This is a genomic window from Pseudomonas palmensis (assembly GCF_017848315.1).
GTDB classification, from domain to species: domain Bacteria; phylum Pseudomonadota; class Gammaproteobacteria; order Pseudomonadales; family Pseudomonadaceae; genus Aquipseudomonas; species Aquipseudomonas palmensis.
Genome location: NZ_JAFKEC010000018.1, coordinates 11,719 through 31,855, shown reverse-complemented (window position 1 = coordinate 31,855; position 20,137 = coordinate 11,719). Strand labels below are relative to the sequence as shown.

The window sequence follows — 20,137 nt, the reverse complement described above, 5'->3', positions numbered from 1 at the left end:
GCGATGCATTCAGGCGACCTTGACGATCCAGCCCGCCGGCGCTTCGACATCACCGCTCTGGATACCGGTCAGCTCGGCGTAGAGCTTCTGGGTCACCGGACCGACTTCGGTCTCGCTGTGGAACACGTGCAGCTTGCCGTTGTACTGGATGCCGCCGATCGGGGTGATCACCGCAGCGGTGCCGCAGGCACCGGCTTCGATGAAGCGGTCCAGCTGGTTGATCAGCACGTCGCCCTCGATCACCTTCAGGCCCAGGCGCGATTCGGCCAGTTGCATCAGCGACAGGCGGGTGATGCCCGGCAGCACCGAGGCGGATTTCGGGGTCACGAACTCGTTGTTGGCGGTGATGCCGAAGAAGTTGGCCGAACCCACTTCCTCGATCTTGCTGTGGGTCAGCGGGTCGAGGTAGATGCAGTCGGCAAAGCCGGCCTTCTTGGCCTCATAGCCTGGTTGCAGGCTGGCTGCGTAGTTGCCACCGACCTTGGCGGCGCCGGTGCCCTGGGGCGCGGCACGGTCGAAATCGGAGATCAGGAACTTGTGCGGGGTCATGCCGCCCTTGAAGTACGAGCCAACCGGGATGGCGAAGATCGAGAAGATGAACTCCGGCGCGGTGCGTACGCCGATGTTGTCACCCACGCCGATCACGAACGGACGCAGGTACAGGGCACCCTTGCCGTGCGGCGGTACGAAGCGTTCGTTGGCCTGGACCACCTGCTTGCAGGCCTCGATGAACTGTTCGGTCGGCACCCGCGGCATCAGCAGGCGATCGCAGCTGCGCTGCATGCGCAGGGCGTTCTGGTCGGGGCGGAACAGGTTGATCGAGCCATCCTTGCAGCGGTAGGCCTTCATGCCTTCGAAGCATTGCTGGCCGTAGTGCAGCGCGGTGGAGCCTTCGCTGATGTGCAGTACGTTGTCTTCGGTCAGGGTGCCCTTGTCCCACTCGCCATCACGGAAGTAGGAAAGGTAGCGCTTGTCGGTCTTGATGTAGTCAAAGCCCAGCTTGTCCCAGTTAATGCTCTCGTTACTCATGGCACCCTCGATCGGTTGGCAAATGCCTGTATGGTCAGGCCACGCATATTGCGCAAGCAGCCACGATAATACATCCCGTGCAGATCGGAAACGGGCAGATGCCGATTGCGCCGGTGCCCGGCCGCCAGCGCTTCAGGTCCGGCGTGACGAGCGTGAGTGGTCGCGCCGCCATGGGCTTGACCGACGCAGGGCTCGTGGAGCATTGTGCGTGACATGAATATCGACCTGTTGACCTCGACCCGCACCACCACGACCGCCATCGGCGGGCGATGGGTGGCTGTGTAAAGCGAACGCAGCAGGTCACCCAAGGCCCCGCCAGTAATGGACGGGGCCTTTTGGTTGGCGCGTCCGGCTGGCATCTTAAGGAGAGACACCATGCCCGTACGGCGCGCGTTACTGATTCTGGATATGCAGGTCGGCCTGTTCCATGGCCCCGAACAGCCCTGGCAGGGCGATCGGATACTGGCCAACATCAACCGCCTGATCGGCACCGCACGGGCGGCCCGGGCGCCGATATTCGTCGCGCGCCACACCGGCCCGCAGGGTTCGCCGATCGAGGCCGGCAGCACACCCTGGCAACTGCTCCCGGCGCTGGAGGTAGACGAGCAATACGACCGTGTGTTCGACAAGTTCCGGCCCAGTGCCTTCTGGAACACGCCGCTGCGTGAGTGGCTGCAGCAGGCGGGCGTTGAAGAGCTGGTGGTGGTCGGCATGAAAACCCAGTACTGCGTCGATACCAATTGCCGCGTTGCTGCCGAGCTGGGCGTGCGCCCGGTACTGGTCAGCGACGCGCACACCTGCATGGATACCCCCGGCCTAGGCGCCGAGGCCATCGTCGCCCATCACAACCTCACCCTGGGCAGTGGTTTTGCCACCTTGTGCGTCACCGAAGCCGTGCAGTTCTGATTGCGGCATGAACAGCTGCCCCTGCAACTGCAGGTGTTGCAGGAACACCAGGTCATGGGACGCCACCAGCAGGGTCCCCTGATACTGGCAGAGCATCTGTTCCAGGGCCTGCAACGATGGCAGGTCGAGGTGGTTGCTGGGTTCGTCGAGCAACAGCAATTGCGCTGGCTGGTCGCTGTAGAGTACCGCGGCCAGCGCTGCCTTGAGCCGTTCGCCGCCACTGAGCAGGCCGCTGGGCAGGGTGATGCGGTCTGCATCCAGGCCCAGTTGCGCCAATCGGGTGCGCACGCTGCTCTGGTCGAGTTCACGGCACGCCTCGCGCACATGCTCCAGCACGCATACGCTCGGGTCGAGCAGGCTGCACTGCTGGTCCAGGTACGCCACGCTGGCGCGGGTCTCGCATTCACCCTTTCTAGGCGGCAGTTGCCCGGCCAGCACCTTGAGCAACGTGGATTTGCCGCTGCCGTTGGCGCCGGTGAGGGCAAGGCGCTGGCCGACGTACAGCACCAGGTCGAGCGCGTGCGGATGCTCGATGTGGGGTAGCTCAAGGTCACGCAGCCAGGCGATCTGGCTGCCTGGCGGCAACTGACGTGCCGGCGCGTGCAGTACCACCGGCTGCTGTGGGTCCAGGCGTTGAGCGGCTTCACGCACCTGGGCGTCCATGGCCTGGCGCGTGGCCAGGTGGTTGCGCTGCTGCCTGCCTGCGGTGGCCTCGCTGCGTTGCTGTTGACGGTCGAGCAGGATCTTCGCCTGGTTGCTGTGCCTGGCCTCGTGGCCGGCCCTGGCCTGGTGGCGTTCGAGGCGCTCGTGTTGACGCTGCAGGTCGCGGGCCTGGCGCTGGCGTTCGAGCTTCAGACGCTCGAGATTGCGCTCGGCCAGTTCGGTGTCGCGGGCCTTGCAAGCGGTGAATGCGCTGTAGTCGCCCCCGTAGCTGTGCAGGCCCGAGGGCGACAGCTCGACGATGCGCTGCATGCTGGCGAGCAGCATGCGGTCGTGGCTGATGACCAGCAGCCCCTTGTTCCAGCGTTCGAGCATGATCATCAGGGCGGCGCGGCTGGGGGCGTCCAGGTGGTTGGTGGGCTCGTCGAGAATCAGGTAGTCGGCGTCGCCGAGAAACGCACCCAGCAGTGCCACGCGCATGGCCTGGCCGCCGCTCAGCGTTTCGGCGGGGCGATCCCAGCGCAGCATGCCGAGCTGCTCGCGGGCCAGGTGGCTGTGCAGTTGCTCGCGTATGTTCCAGCGTTCGCCGACAGTCTCGAAGTCGCTCGCGGCGGTACTGCCAGCCTCGATGCGTTGGAGCGCTTCTATCACCTGGCGTACCTGGGCCAGGTCGGCGACCGTGGTGCGGGAGGTGATCGGCTGTTGAGCGAGGTAGTGCACGCGCCCCTGGCGCAGGCAGCGGCCATCGCTGGGCTCGAGCTGACCGGCCATCAGGCGTGCGAGTATGGATTTGCCCACGCCGTTGCGCCCCACCAGGCCGGTGCGGCGCTGGTCGAAACGTTCGGTGAGGTTGGAAAACAGCAGCCTGCCGTCTGGCAGTGCATAGGTGACGCTGTCCAGCGTCAGGGATGACGTGTTCGTCATGCGAACCTCCAAGGATGCCTGGTGCTTCCCCCGGTGAAGGGGCTGAAGACGGGCCGTCTGAAACGACGGTGGCATCAATGGCGCATTGGACGAATACCTCGGGATGCGGGAAAAGGCCTGTAGTCTAAGGGGGGATCTGGCGCAGGTAAAGAGGGCCATCTTTTCAGCACCGCTCGCGGCTGCGCAATTCGCGATGAGCATGGACACTGCCGATGACCGTTTGTCTGGCTGCTGCAGGTTTAACGCGGCTTGCCATACGCCTGGGTGATGCGGTCGATCACGATCGCCAGTGCAACGATGGCCAGCCCTGCTTCGACCCCCTTGCCCACGTTCAGTGTCTGGATGCCGGCCAGCACGTCCTCACCCAGGCCGCGCGCACCGATCATCGAGGCCACCACCACCATCGACAGCGCCATCATCACCGACTGGTTCAGGCCGGCCAGGATGCTCGGCAGCGCCAACGGCAACGCCACCCGGCGCAAGCGCTGCCAGCGGTTGGCGCCCAGCCCCTGGGCGGCCTGGGTCAGTGACGGGTCCACCTGCGACAGGCCCAGTTCGGTGAGGCGTACCAGCGGCGGCAGGGCATACACCAGGGTGGCGAAGATCGCCGGCACCTTGCCCAGCCCGAACAGCATCAGCACCGGGATCAGGTACACGAAACTGGGCAGGGTCTGCATCACGTCCAGCACCGGCATCAGCAACCGGCGTGCCAGTGGCCGGCTGGCCAGCAAGATGCCGAACGGAATGCCGATCAGGAGGCACAGGCCGGTACTCACCAGCACCAGCGCGCAGGTCTGCAGCAGCTTGTCCCACAGGCCGACCACCCCGATCAGAAACAGCAGGCCGCTCAGCAGCAGCGCCCGCCGCACACTGCGTGTGGCGTGCCAGGTCAGCAGTGCCACCAGCGCCAGCAGCAACCACCACGGCGTGGCGCGCAGCAGGTTTTCCAACCCTACCAGCAGTTGCAGCAGCCCGTCCGAGACCGCCCGAAGCTGGTCGCCGTAGGCCAGCACCAGCCAGTCGACGAAGCGATTGACGCTGTCTGCGAACGAAACGTGCAGCGCCTCGGGAAAGCCCGTACTCACAGGGCCGACTCGACCCTGGTCGCCACCTCGGCGGGCAGCCAGGCCTTCCAGATGCTCGGGTTCGCCTTCAGAAAGGCCTGCGCTGCAGCGTCCGGCGCCTGGCGCTGTTCGCTCATCGTTGCCAGGGCGCTGTTGAGGGTGGCGATCGGCAGATCGACCTTGGCGAAGAATGCCACCAGCTCCGGGTATTGCTCGCGAAACGGCGCCGATACGCCGATCGACAGCCTGGCCGGCAGCGAGCGGGTGCCTTTGGGCTCGGGGTTGCTGGGGTCGGTGAGGGTGGCCCAGGCCTGGGCGTCGAATGGCGGCTCTTCAAGGCGCACCAGCTCGTAGCGGCCCATCAGCGGGGTGGGCGACCAGTAGTAGAACAGCACCGGCTTGCCACGGCGGATGGCGGAGGTGATTTCGGCGTCCAGCGCCGCGCCCGAGCCGCTGCGAAAGTTCACGTACTGCCCGTCCAGCCCGTAGGCCTTGAGCTTCTGGCTGTTGACGGTCTCGGAGGTCCAGCCGCTGGGGCTGTTGAGAAAGCGGCCCTTGTCGGGTGACTCGGGGTCCTTGAACAGTGGGGCATGGCGCTTGAGGTCCTGGACGGAACGCAAGTCCGGGGCCAGTGCCTTGAGGCCGCGCTGTTCATCGCCCTTGATCACGTAGGCGGGCACGTACCAGCCTTCGTCGGCGCCCTTGACCGTGTCCCCGATGCTGAACACCTGGCCGGCCTGCTCGGCCCTGGTCCAGGCCGGGCTGCGGCCAGCCCACTCCTCGGCGATCACCTGGATGTCGTTGCGCGCCAGCGCCACCTCCATGCTCACGGTGCTGCCGGGCAGGGTGTCGGTGGGGTAGCCGTAGCCTTTCTCGACGATAAAGCGCAGCAGTTGCGTGGTCAGGCTGCCGCTTTCCCAGGTGATGTCGCCAAAGTGGATGGGGGCCGCAGCGGGCGCCGCCAGGCTCTGGGAGGCTAGGCCCAGTGCCAGCAGGGCGCCGCCGATCAATTGTGTCAGTCGCTTCATGTCGTCTCACTTGCCGCGCCGCTTCAAGGTCAGGCAAGTGTAGTAGACCCGCGCCAGGGGTTTAGCGCAGTACCGCCAACTTGATGCTGAAGCCCACCAGGCACATGCCGGCCAGGCGTTCGAGCAGGTTCGAGACCTTGGGGTTGGCGCGCAGGCGGGCGGCCAGGTTGTGGGTCAGCAGCACGGCCACCAGGCCATACAGGAAGGTCAGCACGGCAATGGTCACCGCCATGAAGCCGAACGTCACGAAGCCCTGATGCCGGACCGGGTCGACGAACAGCGGAAAGAACGCCATGTAGAACATGATCGCCTTGGGGTTGAGCAGGGTGATCATCATGGTCTGGCGCAGGTAGTGCTTGGACTTCATCGGCCGTACCGGCGTGCTGCCGGGTTTGGCCAGGGCCATGCGCAGGCCCAGGTAGGCCAGGTACGCTGCACCCAGCCATTGCACGGTATGGAACGCTGCCGGGTAGGTGGTGAGCAGCGCTGCCACACCGGCCACGGCCAGCCACAACAGCACCTGGTCACCCAGGATGATGCCGAAGGTGGCGCCCAGGCCGCCTTTGATGCCGCCCTTGCCGGTGGCAGTGATCAGCGCGAAATTGCCCGGCCCCGGGATCGCCAGCAGCACCAGGAAGGCAATCACGAAGGCACCGTAGTCCGTTACGCCAAGCATGGGGAAACTCCGTGTTACCTATCAGGATTCGAGTGCATACGATACGCCTGCGCTGCGCCGGTGCGAACCCCGTGTTGTGCATCTGGCCCGAACAATCGCACAGCGATGTGCGCCTGCTGCCAGCCCGGCAGGTCACGCCCGGGCCCGTGCAACTTCCGGTTTCTCACGTACACGCTGGGCTTTGCCCGGCTGATCCGGCCGGGCTGCGCTGTTCTACTGGGGGCTCTTTGTACCTCTGGAGCAGGCGATGCAACTTTGTTACGCAGCCAACATGCACGGCATCTTCAACCGTGCTTTCCCTACCGAGTCGCAGCCTGTGGCTGGCGGTTGCCGGGTAGTCGTACACCGGGGCGTGCTCTATTGCGCCTACAACGCCGACGGCAACGTGGCCGAATTCGTCGCGAAAGTGAGTGGCATCGACGTATGGACGACGCCGGCGGTGCTGCCACTGATGGTGACCCCGAGCAGGTCACTGGCGCTGTTTGTGTTCAAGGACAAGGTCCATGCGTTTCGAAGCGATGACCAGGGTGAATACACCCTGGCCTCCTACAACGACACGCTCATGGGGTTCGAGCCCATGACGTTGAGTCAGCCCATGCACGGCTCGCCGTCGCTGGTGGAGTTTCAAGGGCGGTTGCACGCCTTCTATCGGCACGGCCACACGAGGCAGATCGAGTGCCTGAGCAGCGAAGACCTGGAAAACTGGGGCAATGGCCCGGTGCTCAGGGCCAGGGGGGTAGCGGTGACCACCCCCGACGACCCGATCGCCATTGTCTACCAGGGCCTGATCCACCTGCTCTACAAGGATGGCGATGGTCGGACCCTGTTGGTGAAGTACGACGGCAAGCAGGCCTGGACCGAGCCACGGGTGTTCATCGAGCAGGCCTACCCGTTCATGCCGGGTGTGACGGTTCACGCGGGGCTGCTCAAACTCGCCTTCACCCGCAGCATTGCCAATGCCGACGGTCGCGCGCTCTATCAATACGCCTATGATGGCAATGCCCTCAGCCCGGCAACGGTCAGCAGCAACCTGGCCGCTACCGAGCGGGTGGGGCTGGGCGTGCTCGATGGCGAGCTGTTTGCGCTGTTCCAGAAGGCCTGACCCGGTGGAGGTGTTCCCATGCCCGTTGACCGTGTCATTGGCCTGTACATCGACAACAACCTGGTGCCCGACATGCCGGCCGTTGCGTTCGAAGAGCAGGTCGACGTGGTGTTCATGGACGCGGTGGCGCTGCTCGCCGCCGCCAGGCCCCGGGACTGCGTGCATACCCTGGTCTACCTGAACTACATCGTTTCGGCACGCCTGATACGCAGCAGCAACCATGAGGCACAGGCCGGCTATGGGGCATGCATGACCACCCTGTTGCGCCGCTGGTACAGCGACACCACGGTGCTGCAGCATCTTCAGGCCTCGCCAGGGCTGTATCGTCATGGCGTGATGATCGGGCTCTACCGTGTGCACCATGCCCTGGTCATGAATGGCCTAAGGAGCGTACAGGGGCCACACCTGCTGGATCCTGGCGACCCCTTGCGCATGCTCCAGCACGGGGTCATGGCCATCTTCGGCCCGTGGCATGCGCACATTCGCCTGCATGGGCGCATTCGTGATTACTACCACAGCCGATTGAACACTGCAGGGCCCTCGGCACAGATCGAAATAGGTCGCAGCGCGCGCACTGAGGTGCCGATACGGGTGGCCACCTGGAACCTGCAGGGCGCATCGGTCAGCACCGAGAGCAAATGGTTGACCGGGGTCCTGCCGCTGCTGCGCAGCAACGATGTGGTGGTTCTGCAGGAGGTCGGCGTTGCCCCGCATTCTGCGGTGTTCAGCCGCACCGAACGGGTGGCCGACCAGTTCGGCAGTCACCACGACATCCATGTCTACAGCTGGCAGGCCGGCACCCGCAGCCGGCCCGAGCGCTACCTGATCTACTTCCTCGATGTGCAGCGGTTGCGGGTGAACCTGGCGATCGTGATGCCTGACCCCGGCGAGTTCATGGTCAGCCAACTGGCCATCATCTCGGACGGGCAATTGCCGGTGGCGGGCCCGCCCCTTTACCGCCCGGCCATGGGGGTGCGTGTGAGGCGACGAGCGCTGGCGGGCAACACGCCGGAGCTGGCGATCTTCAACCTGCATGCCATTTCCGGCGGGGGCGTCAACGCCGCGCGCATGTTGAGGGAGATCAGCTGGCACACCGATACGCCGTTCGCGCTGCTGGGGGATTTCAACCGCGATCCGCGACCGACCACTCCCCCGGTGCCGACGCGTGGCAACTGGGTGTCGCCCGAAGACATCGCCCGTATCGAGCTGGCGGGCGGCAGCACCCACCCCAGCGTGGCGCCGAGCAACATGCTGGACTATGCGGTGACCAATGGCACCTCGCAGGTGCCGGCGCCGGGGAATGTCTCTGCGGCGGGGGCATCGGACCACCGCTCGGTGCATTACAACCTGACCTTCAACTGCTAGCGCCGGCACGTGCCGCGGGATTTTCCCAGCGTCGCTAATTTATCCGCACGCCGCTTCGTCTCCTCCAGTAGCGCCCGTACGCCTCCCGCGCCACGAGCCTCATTCAACCAAGGAGACAGGCAATGACTTCCGTATTCGATCGCGACGATATCGTGTTCCAGGTTGTGGTCAACCACGAGGAACAGTACTCCATCTGGCCGGACTACAAGGCTATCCCCAACGGCTGGCGCACCGTCGGCAAGAGCGGTTTGAAGGCTGAGTGCCTGGCGTACATCGATGAGGTATGGACTGACATGCGCCCGCTGAGCCTGCGCCAGAAGATGGCCGAAACCGCTGCGGCGCAGTGAGGGGCGGCACGTGTCGTCACTGACCCTGTTGTGCCTGCCGTACTCGGGTGCCAGCGCCATGGTCTTCAGCCGCTGGCGGCGCAAGGTGCCCGCCTGGTTGAACGTGCGCCCGGTGGAGCTGCCAGGGCGGGGTGCACGCCTTGGCGAGCCGTTGTACACCGACATGCAGGCCCTGGCCCGGCAACTGGCCGCCGAACAGAGCCTTGTCGCCCACCAGCCCTACGCGGTGCTGGGGCACAGCCTGGGGGCGCTGCTGGCGTTCGAGCTGGTGCACGAGCTGCAGGCGCTGGGCTGCCCGCCACCGGTGGCGTTGTTTGCCAGCGGTACGGCGGCGCCGACCCGTCGTGAAGGCTACGACGACGAAAGCTGGCGCGAACCCAAGAGCGACCCGCAACTGATCGAAGAGTTGCGCACCCTGGGCGGTACTTCGGAGGAAGTGCTGGGCAACGAGGAACTGATGAGCCTGACCCTGCCGGTGTTGCGCGCAGACTTTCTGTTGTGCGGACGCTACGCCTATCGGCAGCGCCCGGCACTGCGTTGCCCGCTGCATGTGCTCGGGGGCGAGGAGGATCGCGCGACCCAGGAACAGTTGCTGGCCTGGCGTCAGGAGAGCCAGGGTGATTTCTCGCTGGCGCTCTTTCCCGGCGGGCACTTCTTCATCCATGAGCATGAAGAGCAGGTGCTGGGCGTGCTCAGCCAGGCCCTGGAGCCGCACCGCCTGACCGCATGAGCCTCGCGTGGTAGCATCCGACCGGGCCCGGGCAGCCATCGCGCTGCCCGGGTTTCTGTCCGCAAGCCGCCTGGCGGTGACACCCATCGCCCCGGCGCCCGCCATGGAGCGCACGCAATGCTGATCGACCCTACCCAGGCCACGCTGCTGGTCATCGACGTTCAGGAAAAACTCATCGGCGCGGTCAGCGACCCTGCCGGCACGCTGGCCCGCACCCGCTGGTTGCTGGCGGCGACGGCCGAACTGGGGTTGCCCACGGTGATTTCCGAACAATATCCCAAGGGCCTCGGGCACACCGTCGGGGCACTGCTCGAGGCGGCGCCCGCTGCCGAGGTGGTGGAAAAGGTGCACTTTTCCTGCGTGGCTGCCGACTGCCTGCCCGCCAGCCTGCTGGCCCGCCACCAGGTGATTGTGTGCGGCATGGAAACCCACGTGTGCGTGCTGCAGACAGTGCTCGGCCTGCTGGCGCTGGGCAGGCAGGTGTTCGTGGTGGAGGACGCCTGCGACAGCCGCAGCCTGCTCAGCAAGAGCGCCGGCCTGCAGCGCATGCGTGATGCCGGCGCGCAGATCGTGACTCGCGAGATGGTGCTGTTCGAGCTGCTGGGCAGCGCCGGCCACGAGAAATTTCGCCACATCAGCAAGACCTTCCTGGTCGGCGAGCAACCTTGAGGGTGGGCGGATCATGTTGTTCGTGGTGATGCTGGGGGGCAAACACCCCCGGGCCCGCATCGAAGTGCACGATGTGGTGTTCGTGGTGGCCCCGACCCTCGAAGCGGCCTACCCGCAATTGCGCGAGCAATGGTTCGGCAGCGCCAGGGGCGTGCACGTCGATTCCTGGCTGGAGGTCGACGGGGTCGACGGCTACAAGCTGCACTGGTCGGACATGCAGCCGGCTGCCGGCGAGCCACGCCTGTATTTCATCAACCTGGGCGGCTACGAGCCCGGTGCGTTCGGCGAGGCGCACCAGTACCTGTTGGTGGTGGCCACCAGCAAGGCCCAGGCCAAGGCCATCGGCAAGCAACGCATGGCACGTCACTGGAGCCAGGCGCACACCGATGCAGTGATGGACGTGGATGACTGCATCGCCATCGACCAGCTCGGTGGCCGATACGTGCGCCTGATTGCAGGCGAGCATGCCCCGCTGGTGCAGCGCAGCGACTACATCGTGCTGGGCTGATGGGCGAGCTTGATGGCTATTTGCCGTTAGCCTGGATTACAGTACGCGCTTCATTTTCTGCCCTTACAGGATGTTCCGATGCGTTCACGTGCACTGTCTGGCTTCTGCTGCGCACTCACCCTCAGCGCTCTGCCGAATCTGGCCCTGGCCCAGGCCACGGTGGCCCAGGTGTTCAATGGCGAGATGCTGGGCACCAACCTGCGTTTCTTCGAGTCGGTAGCCGGTGTTGCGCGTACCTCGTTCGGCGACACCCATACTTACAAGGTGCAAGGCTGCGAAATCACCGCCACGGCCGGCGGCGGCACGGTCAGCGAGCTGCGCATGGAGCTCTCGCCCACCTGCAAGGCAGACCTGAGCACGTTCATCGGCGACTTTGCGCCGCCGGCCGCGCAGCCCCTGACGTTCGGTGCAATGGCCGGGTCTTCGGGAGGCGGGCTGGAGTTCTACGCCAGTTGCCTGAGCATGTGCGGCAATGCCGCCGACCCGTCGGTGTACGCGCTCTGGCAAGGACCGCGGGCAGTGGGGTTTACCGAAGTGCTGCTGGAGGTGGTGCTGGTGGATGATGAGGCCAGCGCGGCGGCCGGTCACTGGAGCGAGGCCATGCAGAAGGCCAAGGGTGACGACTTTGTGGTGGACACCCGCTTCAACTGCGAGCGCACCTTCGATGAAGTGGCGCAGGCCAGCTTCGACAAGGTCAAGGTCAATGCGGTCACCATCGGCACCGAGTTGACCAAGCCGGGCTGCTGACGGTTTGCACGGGCCGGCCCCGGCTGTGTACTGTGGGGCCCTCGACCGATAGCCGGGGGCTGTATGCCTTTACGCGGATGGATGGTGCTGGCCACGCTGGCGCTGCTGTTGCAGGGGTGCGCCGGCCAGCGTGGGGCGCAACAGACCACGCCGGCCCAGGTGCGCGCCACGGTGGTTGCACTGATGCCAGCCGCCACTGGTGACCGTGAAGGGTGGGCGGCGGACATTCAGACGGCGTTTGCCGCACAGAAGCTCGACCCCAGCCGCAGCAACCTGTGCGCGGTGCTGGCGGTGACCGAGCAGGAGTCGACCTACCAGGCCGACCCGCAGGTGCCCGGCCTGGGGCGCATTGCCCGCGCCGAGATCGACCGGCGTGCGGCGCGTCTGCATGTTCCGCAGCGGCTGGTGGAGGCCGCGCTGCAAACCCACTCGCCCGATGGCAGAACCTACAGCCAGCGACTGGCGGCGGTGCGCAGCGAGAAGCAACTGAGTGCACTGTTCGACGACCTGATCGGTTCGCTGCCGCTTGGGCGTACCTTGCTCGGCGACCTGAACCCGGTGCGCACCGGGGGGCCGATGCAGGTCAGCATCGCGTTCGCCGAACGCCACGCCCAGGACTACCCCTATGCCTACAGCGGCACCCTGCGCCAGGAAGTGTTCACTCGGCGCGGCGGGCTGTACTTCGGCATCGCCCATCTGCTGGGTTACCCAGCCAGCTACGAGCAGCCGCTGTATCGGTTTGCCGACTTCAATGCAGGCTGGTACGCAAGCCGCAACGCGGCGTTCCAGCATGCGGTCAGCCAGGCGTCGGGCGTGGAACTGGCGCTGGACGGCGACCTGATCGCGCCAGGGGCGATTTTTCCGGGGGCCACCGAACAGGCGGTACGGCGCCTGGGTGACAGGCTCGGCCTGCGCAACCCGACCATTCGCAGTCAGCTGGAGGAGGGGGACAGCCTGGCATTCGAGCGCACGCGGCTGTATCAGCAAGTGTATGCACTGGCCGAGGCGGCTGCGGGCAAGCCGTTGCCGCGGGCGCAGTTGCCAGGCATCGAACTCAAGAGCCCCAAGATCACCCGAAAGCTGACCACGGCATGGTTTGCCAAACGGGTGGATGAGCGCTATCGGCGCTGCATGCAGCGCTGATAGCACGGGGCAGGTTCAGGCGCTGGCCAGGGTCGCGCTGGCGCGGGCGTTGCTGGCGCGCTGGCCCAGGCTCTGGTACAGCGACTGGCCGATCTCGGCTGCGCGCACCGGCAGTACCGACAGCAGGGTATCGCTCAGGCCGTGTGACGCTTCGCAGAAGCCCTGCAGGTAGACCGCCGCGTTGAGCTCCGGGCTGGCCAGCACGCGATAGTCGCGGTCCACTTCGAAGTCCTTGAGGTGCTGTTGCAGCGGCGCCAGCAGCTCGCGATGGGAGCGGCGCTCATAGCCGGTGGCAAGAATCACCGCGTCGTACACGTGGGTCTGCTGGATGCCGGTGGCCAGGTCGCGCAGGGTCAGCTCGATGCCCTTGTCGGTGCTGACGGCGGCCTCGATGTTGCGTCGGCACAGAACGGCGTGACGGTACTGATGGGCGACTTTCTGACGGTAGAGCATGCCGTAGATGCGTTCGATCAGGTCGATGTCCACTACCGAGTAGTTGGTGTTGTGGTACTCGGAGATCAGCTTGGCACGCTCGGCCTGGGGCTGGTTGAACACCAGGTCGGTGTAGTCGGGGGTGAAGACCTCGTTGACGAACGGGCTGTCATCGGCCGGCTTGAGTGCCGAGCCGCGCAGGATCATGTCGGCCTTGACCGACGGGTAGCTGTCGTTCAGGTCGATCAGGGCCTCGGCGGCGCTTTGCCCCGAGCCGATGATCGCGATGCGCATGGGCTTGCCCTGGGTGCACGGCAGTTGTTCCAGGCTGTTCAGGTACTGGGAGTGGTGGAACACGCGCGGATCGTCCTTGAAGGGCGCGAATACCGGCGGGATCTTCGGCGTGCCGCCGCTGCCCACCACCACCGAGCGTGCCCGGCGCAGGCGTTCATGGCCCTGGGCGCTGCGGGAGATCACGCGCAGGTGGTCGATACGCCCGTCCAGCAGTTCAGGTTCCACGCGCAGGATCTCCTCGCCATACACCGCCTGGGTGGCGAAGTGCTCGGCGGCCCAGCGCAGGTAGTCGTTGTACTCCAGGCGGCAGGGGTAGAAGGTGCCAAGGTTGATGAAGTCGGCCAGGCGCTTCTTCTGGTGCAGGTAGTTGACGAAGCTGTAGGGGCTGGTGGGGTTGCGCAGGGACACCAGGTCCTTGAGGAAGGAAATCTGCAGTTCACTCTGGGTGGCCAGGGTGTTGCCGTGCCAGCGGTAGTCGCTCTGCTTGTCGATGAACAGCGCATCGAGGGCATGGCCGTTGGTCTGGGCGAGTTCTTCCAGGGCGATGGCCAGGGCCAGGTTGGAGGGGCCGAAGCCGACGCCGATCAGGTCGTGGATTGTTTCGGATGATGCAGTCTGGCTCATGGGTGCGATTCCTTGGAGGGTCGAGTGGGGGGCGTGTGTGGCGCGCGCCCCGAATCCTGCGCAAATACACCGATAGAACGAGCTGTCAGAGCCAGAATTTACTCGACCTCTTCGGCATGCACAGGCGGTCGGCCAGTTGAAGTTCTCGCACATTGAAGCGCAGCAGGGGAGTGGGGCTTGGCAGTAAAGCCCGAAGGCTGCCGCGCAAGGCGCGGCAGCCTCGGCGGGTCAGTCGACCGCAGGGCGGTTCTGGCTGCGTTCGGCCTTGTAGCGGATCGCGACGGCCGGGGCGGGTTTGGCGTCGCCGGTTTCCAGCCATTGGCGCATGCGGCTGGCATCGGCGAAATGGGTGTACTTGCCGAAGGCATCGAGTATCACCATGGCCACCGGGCGATTGTCCATCCGCGTCAGCAGCACCAGGCAATGGCCGGCCTCGTTGGTGAAGCCGGTCTTGGTCAGCTTGATGTCCCAGTTGCTCTTGTTGACCAGGTGGTCGGTGTTGCGAAAGCCCAGGGTGTAGTTGGGTTTCTTGAAGGCCACGGTCTTTTCGCGGGTGGTGCTCAGCTCGCTCAGCAGCGGGTAGCTGCGCGCGGCCAGCAGCAGCTTGCTCAGGTCGCGAGCGGTGGACACGTTGCTGGTCGACAGGCCGGTGGGTTCCACATAGCGGGTATGACTCATGCCCAGGGCCTTGGCCTTGGCGTTCATGGCCTTGATGAAGGCGGTGTAGCCACCGGGGTAGTGGTGCGCAAGGGTCGCGGCGGCCCGGTTTTCCGAGGACATCAGGGTAATCAGCAGGGTGTCGCGACGGTTCAGCTCGCTACCCAGACGAACCCGCGAGTACACGCCCTTCATTTCCTTGGTCTGGGCGATGGTGATGGTCAGGGGTTCGTCCATGGCCTGCTTGGCATCGAGCACCACCATCGCGGTCATCAGTTTGGTGACCGAGGCGATCGGCACCACACGGTCCGGGTTGCTCGCATAGAGCACCTTGTTGGTCTGCAGGTCGATCAGCAGTGCACTGCCCGAGGCCAGGTGCAGCTTGGCAGGGTCGCGCTGGACCTGGGGGGCCGGTTGGGCAACAGCGTTCGACGTGACGCTGGCAGTGCCAGTGAGCATCAGCAGCAGGCTGAGAATAGACAGGGAGGTTTTCACGTTGGTGCTCACTAAATGTAGGTATGTCGTTGGCTGTGCACGGGTTTTTTATTACAAGCCGTTACATTCTAGGAGTATGGTCGAGTCTGTGTCGATTGCCCCGTAAACATTGGGCGAACTATGAAATTTATTTAACCCTGGGCTTCGTTTGCAGCGGCTGGATCGGCGTGCCGAACCAGCCGAGCGGGACCTTAGCGGGACTTGAGGTAGCCGGCGGTGACGGCCTTGAGCAGCTCGTGACCTGCCTCGGCCGCCTTGGCGGGCGTCTGTGGCAGCTTGTACTGGCCGCTGAGGATGATCGCCAGGGTCATCTGCTGCGCGGCGGCAAGGGGGTGTTGGGCTGGGTCGAGCGGGGCTGGAAATCCTTTTTCAGCGGTCATGCGAACTCCTGGGTTCAGGCTGTGAGGGTATGCCAGCCTAGGCCTGAACGGCGATCAAGCCAATGCGGGCGGTTTCCCCGACAGCCAGCGCCCTGCCCGCAGGCAGGGCGCAGGGCCGGTGCTACCAGCGGGGCGGTCCGTAGTACACCGGTGGCGGGCCGTAGTAGCGCTCGCGGTAATACGGCGGCGGCACCGGTACGTAGCGCTCCACAACCGGATACGGCGGGTACGGCTGGTAGTACACCGGCGGCGGCGGGGCCTGGACATACACCGGCGGGGGGCCGTAGTAGGCCGGCTGGCGCTCGACGTAGACGGTACGGTCGTGGTTGCCGGACACCACCGCACCCACCACGGCACCGACGACGGCCGCGCCAAGCACCGGGCCGGCACCCCCGTGCCAGCCGCCGCCACCACCGTGGGCGGCCGCTTGCCCGCAGACGGCCAGGGCGCCAACCAGCAGGGCGATTCTCGGGATGTGACGGTTCATGAAGACTCCTCGGTTTGCAGCCCCGGCGCTGGTGCTGTCGAGACACCCAAGACGTGGCGCGGGGATACCCATAAGACCGCAGCCCCCGGAAAAATGGCACGGGCGTTGAGTAAAGGTTGTGTAAGCCCCGATCAACGGTTCGGTGGGCAGTGAGTGCATACTGGTGCCCCTGCCGTTTTCAGGAGCCAATCGATGACCCCCAGCAAAGACACCGTTTTGTGCATGTCCCTGGCCGGGCGCCCCGGTACCTTCGGCGTGCGCTTTCATAACCATCTGTACCAGCAGCTGGGGCTGGATTACTACTACAAGGCCATGACCACCACCGACCTGCCGGCCGCCGTGGCCGGCATTCGCGCGCTGGGTGTGCGTGGGTGCGGTGTGTCGATGCCGTTCAAGGAGGCCTGCATCGCGTTGCTCGATGAACTGGACCCCTCGGCGGCGGCCATCGATTCGGTGAACACGCTGGTCAACACCCAGGGGCATCTCAAGGGCTTCAACACCGATTACCTGGCGGTGCGTCAACTGATTCACCAGCATCGCCTGGACCCTGCATGGAGCGTGGCGCTGCGCGGCAGCGGCGGCATGGCCAAGGCGGTGGCGTGCGCGCTGCGCGATGCCGGTTTCAGCGACGGCACGATCGTTGCGCGCAATCGCGAGGCCGGCGAGCGGCTGGCCCGCACCTGTGGCTATCGCTGGCAGGCCGAGCCACACGGTGTGCGGGCCCGGTTGCTGGTGAACGTGACACCGATCGGCATGGCGGGCGGGGCCGAGGCGCAGCAACTGGCCTTCGAGCACGAGCAGATCGAGGCGGCGCAGGCGGTGTTCGACGTGGTGGCGATGCCGGCGCAGACGCCCTTGATCGTGGCCGCCCAGGCTGCTGGCAAACCAGTGGTTACCGGGCTGGAGGTGATTGCGTTGCAGGCGCTGGAGCAGTTCGTGCTGTATACCGGGGTGCGCCCCGATTCACGGCAGATCGCCGAAGCGGTGGCGTTTGCGCGGGGCGATTGAGCCCTGCAGGCAGGTTCGCGCCAGGCAGTGAGCGGGAGCGGCTGAACGTGCTCCCGCAAAGCATTGCTCGACCCTGTGCCGAGCTGGCTACTCCAGCTGCGCCAGGCGTTCTTCCAGCGCCGCGATACGCGCCTCCAGTGCCTCGATGCGCTCGGCCGACACGCCGCCGACAGGGCGTTCCGCGCCTTGCTGGCGTGCCGCCAGAATCGCTTCGATGTCGGCCGGGTCGCCGAAGGCATGGGTGTAGCGGTCTTCGCGCTGGCCGGGCTGGCGCGGCAGGTGCAGGGCAAAGCCCCGGGCTACCAGGCGCTCCAGCTGATGCAGCACCTGTTCGGCATCCTCGAATTCATGCATGCGGTTGCTGCGCGTCAGCAGCTCGCTGACCGTCTGCGGCCCGCGCAGGAACATCAGCCCCAGCAGTACCTGTTGCGCTGGTACCAGCTCCAGCGCCTTGTCGACGCGGTGCTCCCAGCGGTCGGCCCGGCTGCCCATCTGCAGGCGCGCCAGGCCCTGGCTTTCGAGGGCACGCAGGCTTTGGCCGACCTGGCCCTGGGTCAGGTTCATCACCGGCTCGCGGCTGGTCTTCTGGTTGCAGGCCAGCACCACGGCGTTGAGGGTGAGGGGGTAGGTTTCGGGGCTGGTGGCCTGCTTTTCGATCAAGGCGCCGAGGATACGGATTTGCGTGCTGTCGAGGCGTTGCTCGTCAACGGGGGTGTCCAACTCAGTGCTCATCGCGCGTTCCCTATGCTGTGGAAGGCAACTAGCCTAATCCTTGCAGAATAAAAGACAAGCCGCCGGGCGGCGCCAAGCGTGTCTATAATCGGCCACGCTCAATCCATCACCCAGCGAGACTGTCATGACCATTTCCCTGTACGCCGCCTCTGTTCCCGTTTTCAAGCAGATGCTCAATGCCCTGAGCGATGTGCTGGGCAAGGCCCAGGCGCACGCCGAGGCGAAGAATATCGACGCCAATGTCTTCCTGCAGGCGCGCCTGTACCCCGACATGTTCCCGCTGGTTCGCCAGGTGCAGATTGCGGTGGACTTCGCCAAGGGGGTTTCGGCCCGCCTGGCCGAGGTCGAACTGCCCAAGTACGACGACACTGAAACCACATTTGCCGATTTGCAGGCGCTGATCGCCAAGGTGCTGGCCTTTGTCGAGCAGATCGAGGCGAAGCAGATCGACGGCAAGGAAGGTATCGAGATCATCACCCGTCCGGGTACGCCGAAAGAAAAACGCTTTACCGGCCAGAGCTACCTGCTGACCTACGGCCTGCCGCAGTTCTTCTTCCACGTGACCACGGCCTACGCCATCCTGCGCCACAATGGCGTGGAAATCGGCAAGCGCGACTACATGGGCGCGTTCTGATTACCCAGGCATGAAAAAAGCCCGGCAAGGTCAACGCCTTGCCGGGCTTTTTCATGCCTGCCAGGATCAGCTCGCCTGGCGTTCCTCGGCCTCGCACGCGGCGGCCGTGAACAGCACGTCGGTGGACGAATTGAGCGCCGTTTCGGCCGAGTCCTGCAGGATGCCGATGATGAAGCCTACCGCCACCACCTGCATGGCCACCTCGCTGGGAATGCCGAACAGGCCGCACGCCAGCGGAATCAGCAGCAGCGAGCCGCCCGCCACCCCCGAGGCGCCGCATGCGCACACGGCGGCGACCACGCTGAGCAGGATGGCCGTGGGCAGGTCGACGCTGATGCCCAGGGTATGCACCGCCGCCAGGGTCAGCACGGTGATGGTGATGGCCGCGCCGGCCATGTTGATGGTCGCACCCAGCGGGATCGACACCGAGTAGGTGTCTTCATGCAGCCCGAGCTTTTCGCTCAGGGCCAGGTTGACCGGAATGTTGGCGGCCGAGCTGCGGGTGAAGAACGCGGTGATGCCGCTTTCGCGCAGGCACAGCAGCGTCAGCGGGAATGGGTTGCGACGGATTTTCCAGTACACGATCAGCGGGTTCATCACCAGCGCCACGAACAGCATGCAGCCGATCAGCACCGCCAGCAGGTGCAGGTAGCCCAGCAGGGCCCCCAGGCCGGATTCGGCCAGGGTCGCCGCCACCAGGCCGAAGATTCCCAGAGGCGCGAAACGGATGACCATGCGCACGATCAGCGTTACGCCCTTGGACAGGTCGTCGACCACGGTGCGGGTGGTTTCACCGGCATGTCGGATAGCCACGCCCAGGGCGATCGCCCAGGCCAGGATGCCGATGAAGTTGGCCTCCATCAGCGCAGTCACCGGGTTGGCCACCACGCTCAGCAGCAGGCCTTGCAGCACTTCGCTGATGCCACCAGGCGGGCTCATCGCCACATCATGAGTGGCCAGCACCAACTGGGAGGGGAACAGCATGCTGGCGACCACCGCCACTACCGCTGCGGAAAAGGTGCCGAAAAGATAGAGCACCAGAATAGGGCGGATATGGGTTTCCTGGCCGTGCCTGTGGTTGGCGATGGAAGCCATCACCAGGATGAACACCAGAATGGGTGCCACCGCCTTGAGTGCACTGACAAATACCTTGCCGATAAATGCCAGGTTCAGCGCGGCGGCTGGCCAGAGCAGCGCCACGGCAATGCCGGCCACCAGGCCGATCACGATCTGCAGTACCAGACTGGTACGGTTCAACAGGTTCAGAAGTGGGGTCATGACAGGTGTTTCTCGTTCTTGTGCAAGGTCCGGGAGGCCCGGATAGCGTAGCAAAGGCATGCCGCGGGCTAGCCCTGCGGCGAAAGGGGCGGGACTTTAGCACAGCACGCGGGCCCTGACCGCAGCACACTGCCTGGCGGTAGGTGGGGCGTGTTGTCGCGATGCGTCGGCGCGTCCTTCTATCGACGGTTCGGGCCGTGGAATGTTTAGGCCCGGGA

22 protein-coding genes are annotated in these 20,137 nt (G+C 65.2%); 11 read left to right on the top strand and 11 right to left on the bottom strand.

The annotated features are described in order from the left end of the window. Positions 1-9 precede the first annotated feature (9 nt). Entirely contained in the window at positions 10-1,029 is a 1,020-nt protein-coding gene (locus JZZ72_RS12355; protein ID WP_043863056.1) for a branched-chain amino acid aminotransferase, read from the bottom strand. A 375-nt stretch (positions 1,030-1,404) separates the two neighbouring features. Here JZZ72_RS12355 and JZZ72_RS12350 point away from each other — a divergent pair, with 375 nt between their 5' ends. Then, positions 1,405-1,935: a cysteine hydrolase family protein gene (locus JZZ72_RS12350; RefSeq protein ID WP_058541887.1), complete on the top strand. Its 531-nt coding sequence runs from the start codon at positions 1,405-1,407 to the stop codon at positions 1,933-1,935. Here the strand turns inward: JZZ72_RS12350 and JZZ72_RS12345 are convergent. The 4 genes from JZZ72_RS12345 to JZZ72_RS12330 form a co-directional block, all read right to left on the bottom strand. Beyond that, positions 1,846-3,519, bottom strand: a complete 1,674-nt coding sequence (locus tag JZZ72_RS12345) for an ABC-F family ATP-binding cassette domain-containing protein (RefSeq protein WP_210014516.1) — start codon at positions 3,517-3,519, stop codon at positions 1,846-1,848. The genes JZZ72_RS12350 and JZZ72_RS12345 overlap by 90 nt on opposite strands. Before the next feature lie 239 nt (positions 3,520-3,758). Beyond that, positions 3,759-4,604 (bottom strand): ABC transporter permease, encoded by an 846-nt coding sequence (locus JZZ72_RS12340; protein WP_043863053.1) that lies wholly within the window; start codon positions 4,602-4,604, stop codon positions 3,759-3,761. Then, positions 4,601-5,611, bottom strand: coding sequence for an ABC transporter substrate-binding protein (locus JZZ72_RS12335; protein ID WP_210014515.1), 1,011 nt, complete (start codon positions 5,609-5,611; stop codon positions 4,601-4,603). Before JZZ72_RS12335 ends, JZZ72_RS12340 begins: the two co-directional genes overlap by 4 nt. 61 nt (positions 5,612-5,672) lie before the next feature. Next, a complete protein-coding gene (locus JZZ72_RS12330) occupies positions 5,673-6,287 on the bottom strand; it encodes a LysE family translocator (protein ID WP_210014514.1) in 615 nt (204 codons plus the stop codon). Positions 6,288-6,534: 247 nt separating this feature from the next. On the opposite strand from JZZ72_RS12330, the gene JZZ72_RS12325 reads away from it, so the two are divergent. The 8 genes from JZZ72_RS12325 to JZZ72_RS12290 all read left to right on the top strand — a co-directional run bounded on the left by JZZ72_RS12325 (position 6,535) and on the right by JZZ72_RS12290 (position 12,898). Then, on the top strand, positions 6,535-7,389 hold the full coding sequence (locus tag JZZ72_RS12325; protein WP_100634735.1) for a glycoside hydrolase family protein: 855 nt from the start codon (positions 6,535-6,537) through the stop codon (positions 7,387-7,389). An 18-nt stretch (positions 7,390-7,407) separates the two neighbouring features. Beyond that, positions 7,408-8,754, top strand: a complete 1,347-nt coding sequence (locus JZZ72_RS12320; RefSeq protein WP_210014513.1) for an endonuclease/exonuclease/phosphatase family protein — start codon at positions 7,408-7,410, stop codon at positions 8,752-8,754. 122 nt (positions 8,755-8,876) lie between these two features. After that, positions 8,877-9,101, top strand: coding sequence for an MbtH family protein (locus JZZ72_RS12315; protein WP_043863048.1), 225 nt, complete (start codon positions 8,877-8,879; stop codon positions 9,099-9,101). A gap of 10 nt (positions 9,102-9,111) precedes the next feature. After that, positions 9,112-9,831, top strand: a complete 720-nt coding sequence (locus JZZ72_RS12310) for a thioesterase II family protein (protein WP_043863047.1) — start codon at positions 9,112-9,114, stop codon at positions 9,829-9,831. A gap of 117 nt (positions 9,832-9,948) precedes the next feature. Further along, the gene (locus JZZ72_RS12305; RefSeq protein WP_043863046.1) at positions 9,949-10,500 is read left to right on the top strand and encodes a hydrolase; all 552 of its coding nucleotides are present in this window, start codon (positions 9,949-9,951) and stop codon (positions 10,498-10,500) included. A gap of 13 nt (positions 10,501-10,513) precedes the next feature. Beyond that, positions 10,514-11,008: a DUF1543 domain-containing protein gene (locus JZZ72_RS12300; RefSeq protein ID WP_054915705.1), complete on the top strand. Its 495-nt coding sequence runs from the start codon at positions 10,514-10,516 to the stop codon at positions 11,006-11,008. Between the two features lie 78 nt (positions 11,009-11,086). Then, positions 11,087-11,755 carry a hypothetical protein gene (locus tag JZZ72_RS12295; protein WP_058541891.1) on the top strand — a complete coding sequence of 223 codons (669 nt, stop codon included), beginning with the start codon at positions 11,087-11,089 and terminating at the stop codon, positions 11,753-11,755. A gap of 63 nt (positions 11,756-11,818) precedes the next feature. Next, entirely contained in the window at positions 11,819-12,898 is a 1,080-nt protein-coding gene (locus JZZ72_RS12290; RefSeq protein ID WP_210014512.1) for a DUF1615 domain-containing protein, read from the top strand. 15 nt (positions 12,899-12,913) lie between these two features. Here JZZ72_RS12290 and JZZ72_RS12285 read toward each other — a convergent pair whose 3' ends face one another. The 4 genes from JZZ72_RS12285 to JZZ72_RS12270 all read right to left on the bottom strand — a co-directional run bounded on the left by JZZ72_RS12285 (position 12,914) and on the right by JZZ72_RS12270 (position 16,267). Next, positions 12,914-14,248 (bottom strand): lysine N(6)-hydroxylase/L-ornithine N(5)-oxygenase family protein, encoded by a 1,335-nt coding sequence (locus JZZ72_RS12285; RefSeq protein WP_043863042.1) that lies wholly within the window; start codon positions 14,246-14,248, stop codon positions 12,914-12,916. Between the two features lie 228 nt (positions 14,249-14,476). Further along, entirely contained in the window at positions 14,477-15,400 is a 924-nt protein-coding gene (gene pbpG, locus JZZ72_RS12280) for a D-alanyl-D-alanine endopeptidase (protein ID WP_058541931.1), read from the bottom strand. A 191-nt stretch (positions 15,401-15,591) separates the two neighbouring features. Beyond that, positions 15,592-15,780, bottom strand: coding sequence for a hypothetical protein (locus JZZ72_RS12275; RefSeq protein WP_043863041.1), 189 nt, complete (start codon positions 15,778-15,780; stop codon positions 15,592-15,594). Between the two features lie 121 nt (positions 15,781-15,901). Continuing rightward, on the bottom strand, positions 15,902-16,267 hold the full coding sequence (locus JZZ72_RS12270; protein ID WP_054915708.1) for a hypothetical protein: 366 nt from the start codon (positions 16,265-16,267) through the stop codon (positions 15,902-15,904). 192 nt (positions 16,268-16,459) lie between these two features. On the opposite strand from JZZ72_RS12270, the gene JZZ72_RS12265 reads away from it, so the two are divergent. Beyond that, positions 16,460-17,275 (top strand): shikimate 5-dehydrogenase, encoded by an 816-nt coding sequence (locus JZZ72_RS12265; RefSeq protein ID WP_043863039.1) that lies wholly within the window; start codon positions 16,460-16,462, stop codon positions 17,273-17,275. Positions 17,276-17,362: 87 nt separating this feature from the next. Here JZZ72_RS12265 and JZZ72_RS12260 read toward each other — a convergent pair whose 3' ends face one another. Next, on the bottom strand, positions 17,363-18,007 hold the full coding sequence (locus JZZ72_RS12260) for a YceH family protein (RefSeq protein ID WP_043863038.1): 645 nt from the start codon (positions 18,005-18,007) through the stop codon (positions 17,363-17,365). 124 nt (positions 18,008-18,131) lie between these two features. Between JZZ72_RS12260 and JZZ72_RS12255 the strand changes: the two genes are divergently transcribed. Continuing rightward, entirely contained in the window at positions 18,132-18,641 is a 510-nt protein-coding gene (locus JZZ72_RS12255; RefSeq protein ID WP_054915710.1) for a DUF1993 domain-containing protein, read from the top strand. A 66-nt stretch (positions 18,642-18,707) separates the two neighbouring features. On the opposite strand, the gene sstT is transcribed toward JZZ72_RS12255, so the two are convergent. Then, the gene (sstT, locus tag JZZ72_RS12250; RefSeq protein ID WP_043863036.1) at positions 18,708-19,919 is read right to left on the bottom strand and encodes a serine/threonine transporter SstT; all 1,212 of its coding nucleotides are present in this window, start codon (positions 19,917-19,919) and stop codon (positions 18,708-18,710) included. Between the last annotated feature and the right edge of the window lie 218 nt (positions 19,920-20,137).